This is a genomic window from Paenarthrobacter aurescens, from assembly GCF_025421775.1.
Lineage (GTDB): Bacteria > Actinomycetota > Actinomycetes > Actinomycetales > Micrococcaceae > Arthrobacter > Arthrobacter aurescens_B.
In genome coordinates, this window is sequence record NZ_JAOEFX010000005.1 from 93,391 (window position 1) to 104,512 (window position 11,122).

General features: G+C 63.1%; 11 protein-coding genes. 4 read left to right on the top strand and 7 right to left on the bottom strand.

The features are described from left to right. Complete coding sequence (locus N7568_RS12195) at positions 1-1,014, top strand: ABC transporter permease (protein WP_261610095.1); 1,014 nt, start codon at positions 1-3, stop codon at positions 1,012-1,014. Further along, entirely contained in the window at positions 1,011-2,717 is a 1,707-nt protein-coding gene (locus tag N7568_RS12200; RefSeq protein ID WP_261610096.1) for an ABC transporter ATP-binding protein, read from the top strand. Before N7568_RS12195 ends, N7568_RS12200 begins: the two co-directional genes overlap by 4 nt. A 76-nt stretch (positions 2,718-2,793) precedes the next feature. Here the strand turns inward: N7568_RS12200 and N7568_RS12205 are convergent, their stop codons facing one another. Next, positions 2,794-3,450: an NADPH-dependent F420 reductase gene (locus tag N7568_RS12205; RefSeq protein ID WP_261610097.1), complete on the bottom strand. Its 657-nt coding sequence runs from the start codon at positions 3,448-3,450 to the stop codon at positions 2,794-2,796. Positions 3,451-3,599: 149 nt separating this feature from the next. On the opposite strand from N7568_RS12205, the gene N7568_RS12210 reads away from it, so the two are divergent. After that, on the top strand, positions 3,600-3,989 hold the full coding sequence (locus N7568_RS12210) for a chorismate mutase (RefSeq protein WP_261610098.1): 390 nt from the start codon (positions 3,600-3,602) through the stop codon (positions 3,987-3,989). 3 nt (positions 3,990-3,992) lie between these two features. Further along, a complete protein-coding gene (locus N7568_RS12215; RefSeq protein WP_261610099.1) occupies positions 3,993-5,027 on the top strand; it encodes a hypothetical protein in 1,035 nt (344 codons plus the stop codon). 10 nt (positions 5,028-5,037) lie between these two features. Here N7568_RS12215 and N7568_RS12220 read toward each other — a convergent pair whose 3' ends face one another. From N7568_RS12220 to N7568_RS12245, 6 genes are read right to left on the bottom strand one after another with little or no spacing between them, the layout of a single operon-like run. Continuing rightward, positions 5,038-5,763 (bottom strand): DUF4166 domain-containing protein, encoded by a 726-nt coding sequence (locus N7568_RS12220; protein WP_261610100.1) that lies wholly within the window; start codon positions 5,761-5,763, stop codon positions 5,038-5,040. Positions 5,764-5,788: 25 nt separating this feature from the next. After that, positions 5,789-7,081 (bottom strand): DUF58 domain-containing protein, encoded by a 1,293-nt coding sequence (locus tag N7568_RS12225; protein ID WP_261610101.1) that lies wholly within the window; start codon positions 7,079-7,081, stop codon positions 5,789-5,791. A 32-nt stretch (positions 7,082-7,113) separates the two neighbouring features. Beyond that, the gene (locus tag N7568_RS12230; RefSeq protein ID WP_261610102.1) at positions 7,114-8,166 is read right to left on the bottom strand and encodes an AAA family ATPase; all 1,053 of its coding nucleotides are present in this window, start codon (positions 8,164-8,166) and stop codon (positions 7,114-7,116) included. After that, entirely contained in the window at positions 8,163-9,395 is a 1,233-nt protein-coding gene (locus tag N7568_RS12235) for a DUF4350 domain-containing protein (protein ID WP_261610103.1), read from the bottom strand. The genes N7568_RS12230 and N7568_RS12235 overlap by 4 nt, the downstream gene beginning before the upstream one ends. After that, the gene (locus N7568_RS12240) at positions 9,392-10,030 is read right to left on the bottom strand and encodes a DUF4129 domain-containing protein (protein WP_261610104.1); all 639 of its coding nucleotides are present in this window, start codon (positions 10,028-10,030) and stop codon (positions 9,392-9,394) included. Before N7568_RS12240 ends, N7568_RS12235 begins: the two co-directional genes overlap by 4 nt. 50 nt (positions 10,031-10,080) lie before the next feature. Next, a complete protein-coding gene (locus N7568_RS12245) occupies positions 10,081-11,106 on the bottom strand; it encodes a DUF7847 domain-containing protein (RefSeq protein ID WP_261610105.1) in 1,026 nt (341 codons plus the stop codon). Positions 11,107-11,122 lie beyond the last annotated feature (16 nt).

Genomic DNA, 11,122 nt, shown 5'->3' on the forward strand with positions numbered 1-11,122 from the left:
ATGAGCACTCCAGCGCTGACCGCACCCAGGCAGCCATTGTTCTCCAGGCTTCCTGTCATTTCACACCTCAAGAAGAGTGTTGGCCTCCAACGCGGCATGCTCATCGTGGGGGTAGTCCTCAGCGGGCTGTTTATCCTCACCAGCATCTTCGCACCACTTCTGGCGCCCTACGGCTACTCCCAACTCAGTGATGCTTCGGGCTCGTTCCCCACGCAGCAGGCCCCGAGCGGCCAGCACTTGCTCGGGACTACCGTTGGCGGTTACGACGTCCTGTCGCGGGTCATCTGGGGATCCCAGACGGCCGTGACGGTCATCATCGTCTCGGTTGCCATGTCCCTGTTCCTTGGCGTGGCCCTTGGCCTGCTCAGTGGCTATTTCGGAGGCTGGTTGGACCGGATCCTGGTGGTGGTGGCAGACGCCATCTACGCCTTCCCAACCCTGCTCCTGGCGATCGTCATCTCCATCGTGATCAGCCGGGGACAGTCCAGCTTCTGGGGCGGCATCTTCTCGTGCGCCTTCTCCATTACGGTGGTCTTCGTCCCGCAATACTTCCGGGTGATACGTGCCGAGACCATCCGGCTCAAGGCTGAACCGTTTGTTGAATCGGCCAAAGTACTCGGAGCCTCGAGCATTCGCATCATTGGCCGGCACATCTTCAAGAACGCCACCCGGACGCTGCCGCTGATGTTCACCCTCAACGCATCCGAGGCGATTCTGACGCTGGCCGGCCTCGGCTTCCTTGGCTTTGGCATCGAACCCACATCTGCCGCTGAATGGGGATTCGACCTCAACAAAGCACTGGCTGATACCTCGTCAGGTATCTGGTGGACCGGTGTCTTCCCGGGTATCGCTATCGTGCTCACCGTTCTGGGACTGACCTTGGTGGGTGAAAGCATCAACGACCTCAACGACCCCCGGATCCGTGGACGCAAACGCGCGGGCGGAACACCAGCCCCAGGGACTCCGGCAGCACCAACAACGCCGTCTACCCCGGCAGAGGCAGGTAAGCCATGACCAGCAATCTTGGAAATCTTTCAGACCAGGCCGCCAGTGGTCAGCCTGTCCTCACCATCGACCGTCTCCAGGTCACATTCGCCACCGACGGCGGGGACGTTCACGCAGTTAAGGACGTCAGCCTGGAGGTGAAGGCCGGAGAAGTAGTTGCGATTGTGGGGGAGTCGGGATCCGGCAAGACCGTGACCGCCAAGACCATCCTGGGATTGCTCCCGGAAACGGCCATCAGTTCCGGCGCGGTGGTGATCAACGGCAACGACGTGATCAGCGTCAGCAAATCCACGCTGCGCAAGATCCGTGGCCGGGATGTGGCCATGGTGTTCCAGGAGCCTTCCACGGCCCTGAACCCGGTCTTCACGGTCGGCTGGCAAATTGCCGAAGGCATCCGCGCGCACGCAACGGATGGCAAACGCATCTCCGCCAAAGAGGCCAAGCAACGGGCCACGGAGGCGCTGCGCAAAGTGGGTATCCCGGACCCTGAAACCCGGGTCAACTACTACCCCCACCAATTCTCCGGCGGCCAGAAACAACGCGTAGTCATCGCTGCGGCGCTCGCACTCAATCCGGGGTTGATCGTGGCTGACGAGCCGACCACCGCGTTGGATGTCACGGTCCAGGCAGAGATCCTCCAACTCCTGCGTGATTTGAGGGACAACTATGGGACCTCGATTGTGCTGATCACGCACAACATGGGTGTAGTTGCCGATCTCGCGGACCGGGTGGTGGTGATGTACCAGGGTGACGTGGTGGAGGAGGCTCCGTCCAGGGTCCTGTTTGCGGAACCTCAACAGGACTACACCAAAAAGCTCCTGGCAGCAGTGCCGCATCTGGGCCGCCATTCGGCCTCGGAAGGCGCCCGGGGGCGCCTCCACCAGGACGGCGGAATCCTGGTGGAGGCAAAGAATCTCACCATCGAATACCCTGGACGGTTCGGCAGGCACGGGTTCAAAGCCGTGGATGACGTCAGCTTTACTGTTTCGGAAAACGAGGTATTTGGCCTGGTGGGCGAGTCCGGCTCGGGAAAGTCCACCATCGGACGTGCCATCGCGGGGCTGACCCGGACAACAGGTGGCAGCTTGAAGGTTCTGGGCTACGAGATGCTGGACTTCAAGGAGCGTACGTTCCGTCCGCTCCGCAAAGAGATCGGATTCGTGTTCCAGGACCCGGCCGCCTCGTTCAATCCGCATCTCACCATCGGTGAGTGCGTTGCAGAGCCGTTGATGATCCACACCAAACCGAGCGCGGCTGAGGCGAGGAAAAAGGTAGGTGAGCTGCTCGAGTCAGTCCAGCTGCCGGCGTCGTACGCGCAACGCTACCCGCACGAGCTGTCCGGCGGGCAGCGGCAGCGCGCCTCGCTGGCAAGGTCGCTGGCGCTTAACCCGCGCCTACTGATCGCCGACGAACCCACGTCCGCCTTGGACGTTTCCGTTCAGGCGAAGGTCCTGGACCTTTTCAAGGACATCCAGGAGCAGTTCGGTTTTGCGGCGCTGTTCATCAGCCACGACCTTGCCGTGGTGGACATGTTGTCCCACTGGGTGGGGGTTCTCTACAAGGGCCGGCTGGTGGAGCAGGGGATCGGGAACCATGTGATGGGCTCGCCGCAGCACGACTACACCAAGCGGCTCATTGCGTCCCTGCCGGTACCGGACCCTGACGAACAGGCACGACGGCGGGAAGCGCACCGCGCGTTGCTGGGCGGCTAGACCCGTCCCTGGGAAGTGAAAGGCACGCCCCCTCATGGCGGGGGCGTGCCTTTTCCATGCCAAAGAGGCTGCGGCGCTATTCGGAGACTATGCCGATGTTGAACATCTTTCCCTGCGGCTGCTGCATGAAGAGACGAAGCCAGAGCGGCAGCCACATCTCCATTCCGCGGGCGGCATCGAGGGCGCCCAAGTCCCTGATGTGCTCCGGTGCCCAGCCGAATTCCTGCAACAACGCGGACACAGCGGACTTGGATTCCTGATCATTGCCCGCCATGAAAATGTCATGAGGCCCTGGGAGCCGGGCGGGGTCCACCATGACCGGTGCGCTGACAGTGTTCAAAGACTTGACCACGCGAACTTCCGTGAATGTCCGTTGAATGGTTTCGGCGATGCTGTCCGTATTGCACACAGCCAGCGATGGAGGAAAACCACTGGAGGAGTCCAAGGCATTGGAGACGTCCAACAGGATCTTGCCGTTGAGGTTGGCTTCGCCTGCTTCGGCGAGGGCAGCAAGGCTCACAGTGCCCGGCGTGGCGTTGACAATCAGCTCGGCATGGCCTGCCGCCTCCGCAAAAGAACCGGCATGGGCCTGTGGCCCGGCCTGGGCAGCCCACTCCTCGCCCTTTGGATTGCCCGACTCACGGGACCCCATGGTGACGTCATGGCCCAACGACACCAGCTTTCCCGCGAGGGCGTGCCCCACCATGCCAGTGCCCAGAACAGCGATTTTCATGGATTCTCCTTTGCCGAACCAGCAGTGATGGTGCCATTCTGCTCCGATACCGACGCAGGGGATACTGCTGGTGCCCCATTGCCTGCCACCCTCTGGTGAGCCGAGGTAACACCCGCGTCGGTACGGTCCAGCACCATAGACTGGGATGCATGATCGAGCAGAACAACGCCCTTCCCGACGACGCCGAATCCTTCAACCCGGCAGCAAGCTCCCTGGCCGGCCAAGTGGACCGCGCCGTCATGGATGAGTTGCTGTCCATCCGGTCCAGCATCGACAACATCGACGCAACGCTGGTATTCCTGCTCGCCGAGCGGTTCAAGGCCACCCAGAAGGTAGGAATCCTTAAAGCCACCCACAAGCTTCCTGCTGGAGATCCGGGCCGCGAAGCTGCCCAGATCACCCGCCTGCGGCGTCTCGCTGAGGACGCCAACCTCGATCCCGCCTTTGCGGAAAAGTTCCTGAACTTCATCATCAGTGAAGTGATCCGCCACCACGAGGCCATCGCCGAGGATCACCAGATTTCAAGCCAGCAGGCCTGATTGATGTCCTCAGTGAATGACTTGCGCGCCAGCGCTGCCGCGCTGGGCCCGTGGCCCGGCAACGATCCCGCTGAGGCAACCCGGATCATCCGGGGCGAGTTGGGGGATCCCCACCTTCCGTTCCTGCCCGAACTCCCGGACCGCGGAGTGGGCTCGGATGCCGTCGGCCGGACGGGTTCCCTGCTCGTTGACCTGGCCATCGACGTCCAGCCGCACGGATGGCGACTCGTCGACAGGCCGGGGAAAGACGCGCAGCGCGGCCGCTCTGCGCTAAAGACGGACATCAACATCCTGGCCGACATCGCCGGTGCCGAAGACGTTTCCGCCACTGAATTCAAGATCCAGCTGTTGGGCCCCATGAGCCTCGCCGCCAATCTTCACCTGCACAACGGTGAGCGTGCACTTCTGGACTTTGGCGCCCGCCGGGATATTGCGGAATCCCTGGCCGCCGGCGTCGCGGAACACCTTCGCCGTGTGTCCACCGCTGTCCCCGGCGCTGGCATCGTGGTGCAAATCGACGAGCCGGACATCTCTTCCGTGATGGCCGGGACAATCCCGACTGCCAGTGGTTACCGGACACTGCGTTCGATCTCTGGTGAGGAGATAACTGGAGCGTGGCGACTGGTGATCGACGCACTGAGGGCCGCGGGCTCCGTCGAAACCGTCATTTCCGTACCTGAAATTGAAGCACCCATCGAGCGGATACTTGCCGCCGGTGCAGATGGCGTTGCCGTGCCGCTCAAGGCCTTGACCACACGCCAGTGGGAACAGCTTGCCGGTGCCGTCGAAGGCGGAAAGCGTGTGTGGGCCGGGGCTCTGTCCACGAGCGACGCGCAAGCGCGGCTGCCGCGTACTGCGGACGTCGTCGATAGTATCTGGAAGCCGTGGCGCCAGCTCGGTCTGCCGGCATCGGGCCTGGCGGGTCTTCGCGTCACTCCCTCGACAGGACTTGCTCACTTCAAGCCCTCAGGGGCCAGGGACGTGCTGAAGAAACTCACGCAAGTGGCTGACGGACTGGATCAGCTGGCTCAGGGCTGACCACAAAACGTCAGATTCGCTCTTCCCAGCGGTCTGGTTCCGCGTAGCGGGGTAGCGTTGTGCCGGGGGCGGCCCCTGGCAGATAGGGTGCCAATCGGTAGTCGAACCGTCCGGCGTAAACAAGCACCAAGCCGATCTGTGGCTGAATGACCTTCACCTGGATCCGGTGCTTGCCTTCAGCGTTGTCCCACCATTGTTCCGCGTAGGCGCGGGCGTCGAGTCCTGCCGGCAACGGGATGCGCAGAGGGCCCAGGAACAGCCTGCTGGCATTGGAAACACCACGAAGACGACCCTTCGCTGTGACGCTGACGTCCAGGTCCGTCACCAGCCGGCGGTACCGTCCCACATGGTCCACCAGACGGGCCCGCCCATGGGCGCCTCGAGCATCGGGGCCAGGCATGACGGCGCTGGTCGTATCGTGGAACAGCCGTGTCCCCGAGGGGAAGTAGATCTCCCGTCGGGCTGTCAGGGCTGGGCGTCCAAAGGGATCTACATGCGCATGGTTCTCGATGCGGAAGGGGATGCCTTCGCCATACTCAGGGAAGAACGCCTCCTCGCCTCCGGTCAGCGCCAGAGGTGGCCGAAGCCACTTCTGCCGGCAACCCACAACATCAAAGATTCCTTCTCCGATTCCGTAGGAACCGGAGCCGGCTGCCAGCGAAAAGTACTCCTGAAGTTCGGGGGCCAGCCTGGTGAAATCATCGCCGAGCGCCAGCTGGTAGATAGGGGTATTCATGGCAGTCCTTTCCAGAGCCTGGGTACTAGAGCCGTCCGGCCGCTTTGAGCCGGATATAAGTGTCGGCCAGCAGGGGTGGAACCTCGAGTGGCTCGGCGTCCACCACTTCGGCTCCCAGCTGCCGGAGTTGGACTGTGACCGCAGCCCTTTCCAACAATGCGCGTTCGGCCGCAGCGGCCCTGAACACCTGGCTTGCCGTTGTCCGCTGCTCCTTCATTTCAGCCAGCAACGGGTCCCGCACTGACGCGACCACCACCACATGCTGGCGTGCCAATTGCGCCACGGTGGGGAGGAGACCTTCTTCAGGGGCGCCGCCGTCGAGGGCCGTCAGCAGCACCACCAGTGACCGGTGCGCCGAGACGGTCCGTACCTGCCCCGGGATCTGCTGCCAGTCCAGTTCTATGAGTTCGGCTTCCAAAGGGGCCATGGCCTGGACCAGTTGACCGAGCAGATTGCCCTTGGCCGATGAATCGACCCGTGCGCGCAGCCTCCGGTCATAGGCCAGGAAGTCGACGCGGTCCCCACCACGTTCAGCCAGCACAGCGAGCAACAGGGCGGCTTCCATGCCGGTATCGAGCCGGGGTTCATCCTCGATTCTGGCAGCAGCTGTGCGGGAAGTATCCAGCACAATGATCACCCGGCGGTCACGCTCCGGCCGCCATGTTCGCACCACCACTGACGTACGGCGTGCTGTGGCGCGCCAGTCGATGGACCGGACGTCGTCGCCGCGGACATAGTCGCGAAGGGAATCGAACTCGGTTCCGGCGCCGCGGATCTGCACCGCTGCCCGGCCATCCAGTTCCCTGAGCTTGCGCAGCTTGGAAGGCAGGTGGCGCTTGGAATGGAAGGGAGGGAGGACTCTTAACTGGCCGGGAAGTATGCGTGTGCGTTGCCTGGCCGCGACGCCGAGTGGTCCAAAAGATCGGATGGTCACGTGCGGACTTTCGAGGTCGCCGCGGCGATGCGGGACCAAGGTCACTGTCATCCGGCGGCGTTCGCCGGACGGGACCACCAGGGGCTGGACAGGATGGGCGGCTCCTGCGGATGGCTGCCACGCATCCCTGACTTCGGCACGCAGCTTCCTCCCGGTGGCGTTGGTGACCGTCAGCACAGAGTCAGCGTTACCCTCGAGTGTCACATTTCCGGGCTGCTGGCGTTCCAGGCCAAGTTTTCCAGGCGATGCCGCCAGGAACATGTCAAGTACCAGCACCATCACTAAGCCGGCCGCCACATACAGGACAGTGCTCCACGCGGGAAACAAGACCAACGGCACCAGCCCCGCCAGGGCCAGCATCACAAAACGACCTGTGATGGACATTCAGGCCACCTTGGCTGCGGGCGGCAGGGAGATCACCGGGGCACCGGGACGGACGCCAGGATGCTGCCCAGAACATCGTCCACCTGGATTCCGTCCATTTGGGCTTCCGGTCGGAGCCCCACCCTGTGCCGAAGGCACGGCAACGACAAAGCCTTGACATCGTCCGGAGTGACGAACGACCTGCCGGACAACCACGCCCATGCCTTGGAAGTGTTGAGCAGTGCGGTGGCACCGCGGGGCGAGACGCCGAGTTGGAAGGACGGCGCGGACCTCGTGGCACGGACGACGTCAACGATGTAGGCGAGGATTTCGGGTGCCACGGCCACGTGGGCTACTGCCGCCTGCGCAGCGGAAAGTTCGACGGCGCCGGCCACCGGCCGTACGCCGGCTGCGGCGAGATTTCGCGGATCAAAGCCACTGGCATGGCGCCGGATGACCTCGATTTCCTCGGCCCTTCCGGGCAGCGGCATGGTCAGTTTGAGCAGGAACCGGTCGAGCTGTGCCTCCGGCAGGGGATAGGTACCTTCGTATTCCACGGGGTTCTGCGTGGCCGCCACGATGAACGGACTCGGCAGCGGGCGGGACACGCCATCCACCGACACCTGGCGCTCCTCCATGGCTTCCAGGAGCGAGGCCTGGGTCTTCGGCGGTGTCCGGTTAATCTCGTCCGCGAGCATGATGTTCGTGAAGACAGGGCCTTCCCGGAAGGTGAATTCCGAAGAGTGGGAGTCGTAGACCAGCGACCCCGTGACATCACCAGGCATCAGGTCAGGAGTGAACTGGACACGCTTCGTATCCAGGCTCAGGGCAGTGGACAACGCCCTCACCAAGAGTGTCTTGGCCACGCCCGGCACGCCCTCCAGGAGGACATGCCCGCCGCAGAGGAGGGCAATGAGCATTCCCGTGACGGTGGGGTCCTGCCCGACCACAGCCTTGCCCACTTCGGTTCGGACATTCAGCAGCGACTGTCGCGCCGGGTCTTCAACCGCATGGTGACCATTCGGCTGGGGCACGCTTTCCTGGGGCGGAACACTTCCCGTGTATTGGCTGTTGCTGTCCGTGTAGCTATTTGGCTGGCTGCTCATCGGGCGGTCGCCTCCTGTTCGATTCGTTCGATCTGTTGTGCCCACTGCACCAGTTGTCCTTCGTTTTCCGGCATGAGGTCGATCAGGACTGACCCTACCTCCGGGGCTGGCCGCCCAAGGCGTTGGGCTGTCGCGTCCACAATTGCTTCCCGGGTTGCGTCGGCGCCGAGATTGAAATGCCGGGCCAAACGGGCCAGCGTTCCAGCCCGCAGGTTGTCGGCGGCCCGCACCACAGCCCGCGAGTCCTGGTAAAGGCGGGCCCTGCCTTCTGCGGTCTCAGCGGCTTTGACCACCACGGGGAGAGGCTCGAAAACCAGCGGACCCATTCGTCGGCCCCGCCACGCAATGGCCAGCAAGGTCACGACGGCCAACCAAGGCCCTGCGAATGCCAACCATCGGGGTGCAAGTTCGTTGAGGGTCGGAGTCGAATCCGCTGTGGAGATGTCCCCGACGCCGGGGATATACCAAACGAGGTCCCTGTTGTTGCCCAGCGTTCTCAAGGCGAGAGCTGCGTTTCCCTCTGTTGCGAGGTGCTGGTTGTCCAGCAAATCCGTGCTGCCGAGGACAATGACGCGCCCATCGGTTGACGCCGCGTAAAGGCCCGGGCCGCTGCTGCGGATGGGGTAGCACACCATAGGTCCCGTATAAACGGAGCCCTGCGCGGAGACCCTTCCGGCTGCCACGGCATCCCGCTGGTCGCAGTCAGGCCCGATGACAGTTGTTGCTTCGGGAACCACGCCACCCGGCCGGAAGCCTGGTTCAAGCCCGCTGAGGGTCCTGAGCCTCGGCTTTACCAGCACTATGCGGTCTGCAGCTGCTGTGAGGTCCTCCACCTGTGATTGATCCAGGAAGCCCTTGGGGTCGTACAGCAGGACTGTGGCGTTGTCCCTGGCTGACAACGCCGACAGGGTGTCTGCGAGCGTGTCCGTCGGTGTGATGGATACGCCTTGGCGTCCCAGGATCTCCGCCACGGCCATGGCGCCATCCGGTGCGGGATTTCGGGCCGACAACGGCCGTGGGTCCTTGGCGCCGGAGACACCGGCGATGGCGAGGTATGTCACCAGTCCGGCAAGCAGGGCACCGATCCCGATCCACGCCAGGTGTTTCCGGAACCAGACCGTGAAACCCCTCCGCGAGGACCGTTCGAGAGGTGCCGCCTCATCCGGACGACGTTCTTCTGGACGATGTTCTTCTGAACGACGTGCTGTGTCGTTAAAGCCTGTTGTCATCGGGGCACTGCGAATCCGGCGTGCGCCTGTCCCGTGAAGTCGGGTTTCATCGCAAGCACGTCAGCGTCCAACTGCCGGAAGGACTCATAGTCGGCCTTGGTCGCGCCCTCTTCGCCGTAGCGCACGGCGTCGAAGACGAGGGCGGCGTCGTCCAGCCGACGTTGTGCAGCACCAAAGACCTGCCCCAGCTGTGTGGCAGCTTCGTCCGCGGTTCTGCCGGCCCGGGCATCGATCACGTCCCGTTCTTCGGCGGATCGGACCAGAGCCCGGAACTGATCGACGACGGCGGCCGGCCAGTCGCCGTCGTCGGCCGCCTTTTCCGCGCGTTTCCTATACCCATCGGAATCGACGCTGGCGTCGTCGCCGTAGATGTCCACGGACGTCGCGTTTCGACGCGCATTCAGGCGGGGCCGGACAACGAAAACTGCCACGATGATGAGCGCCACGGCCACAGCGACCATCAACGGAACAGCAACATCCGGTCCGGGCCCGATTCCGTCGCCTTCCAAGGAGGCAAGCCAGTCAAGAAAATCGAGCCACAGCTGGTCCAGCCAGCTTGGCTGTGCATCAGGATATTGGGGTTTTGAAAGTTCTTCGGCTGCCCACCGCCGGGCTTCATCGCGATCCGGCGTCACGGGCGGTTCCATGGCTGCCAAGTTGGCCGGCACATCCCACGGCGTCACCCTCATGCTGGAGGCCGGGGCCCGGGAGAAGCGGACGGAAACTGTCCGTCGTTCGGGGGCCAAGCGGTGTTACGGGGCAAAGTCGAGTGACCGCCCGGTATTCCGTCCGGATCTGCACCGGTTTCCATCAGCCGCATCAACTCAACGTCCAAGCCATCCCGGCGCATCCGCAGGTCCATGTAGATCAGCGCGAAAACCGAGGCCTGGAATGCGAAAGTCACGGAGCCCACCAGCGCACCTATCGCCGTCGAAATCACAGTGGTTATCACCAGAGTGGAAGCGATTGATTCGGCGTCGGGGTGGGGGGTGACCACTTCCCCGATGGCCGCGGCCGCCAGGGAAGCGGGGATCTGGACAATTTGGGCAATGACGCCCACCATGATGGCCACCACGAGCGTAATCCCGAAGATGCGCCACCAATTGTTCCTTGTCAGTTGCCAGGACCGGAGGAGTCCGTCGTAGACACCCGTCCGCTCAACCACGATGGCCGCAGGTGCAAGCATCAGCTTCAAGCCGATCCAGACGAAGACCACTACTGAACCAAGGCCCAGGGGCAGGACGATCAGCAGGGCCCCAACGCCCATGGCAGTAAACAACAGCACCGAAATACCCACCACGGCAGCCGCGGCAAGAAGCCCGCCGAGTGTCAGCAACACTGCCACGCCCAGCAGAGGCCAGATTCTCCTGCCTGCAAGCTTCCACATCTGTTTGAAGCCCGTCCGTCGGTTCAGGACCGAACGGGCCACCGGCACCACCAATACCCCTTGAAGTACCGATCCGAGGAAACCGATGAGCACCGAGACACCCAAAGTGCCGGCCATGATGGCGAGGAAGGGACCCATGGCTTCGGCGAATTCTGCTTCGGAGTTCACAGTTTCAAGGGACATCGACAACTGGAACATGCCTAGGGTGACGATGCCAACGAAAACCGCCCCGATGGCTTGCACGATCAGCGCCGAGCCGAACATGGAAGCGGCATTGCGGCGAATCGTCTGGAAGGATCCATCCAGGATCTCGCCAAATTGCAACGGTCGGAGTGGAATA

What these genes read in the sequence shown, in the direction of transcription:
- N7568_RS12195 (WP_261610095.1), top strand. Translation starts at nt 1, where the DNA reads ATGAGCACTCCAGCGCTGACCGCACCCAGGCAGCCATTGTTCTCCAGG.
- N7568_RS12200 (WP_261610096.1), top strand. Translation starts at nt 1,011, where the DNA reads ATGACCAGCAATCTTGGAAATCTTTCAGACCAGGCCGCCAGTGGTCAG.
- N7568_RS12205 (WP_261610097.1), bottom strand. Translation starts at nt 3,450, where the DNA reads ATGAAAATCGCTGTTCTGGGCACTGGCATGGTGGGGCACGCCCTCGCG.
- N7568_RS12210 (WP_261610098.1), top strand. Translation starts at nt 3,600, where the DNA reads ATGATCGAGCAGAACAACGCCCTTCCCGACGACGCCGAATCCTTCAAC.
- N7568_RS12215 (WP_261610099.1), top strand. Translation starts at nt 3,993, where the DNA reads ATGTCCTCAGTGAATGACTTGCGCGCCAGCGCTGCCGCGCTGGGCCCG.
- N7568_RS12220 (WP_261610100.1), bottom strand. Translation starts at nt 5,763, where the DNA reads ATGAATACCCCTATCTACCAGCTGGCGCTCGGCGATGATTTCACCAGG.
- N7568_RS12225 (WP_261610101.1), bottom strand. Translation starts at nt 7,081, where the DNA reads ATGTCCATCACAGGTCGTTTTGTGATGCTGGCCCTGGCGGGGCTGGTG.
- N7568_RS12230 (WP_261610102.1), bottom strand. Translation starts at nt 8,166, where the DNA reads ATGAGCAGCCAGCCAAATAGCTACACGGACAGCAACAGCCAATACACG.
- N7568_RS12235 (WP_261610103.1), bottom strand. Translation starts at nt 9,395, where the DNA reads ATGACAACAGGCTTTAACGACACAGCACGTCGTTCAGAAGAACATCGT.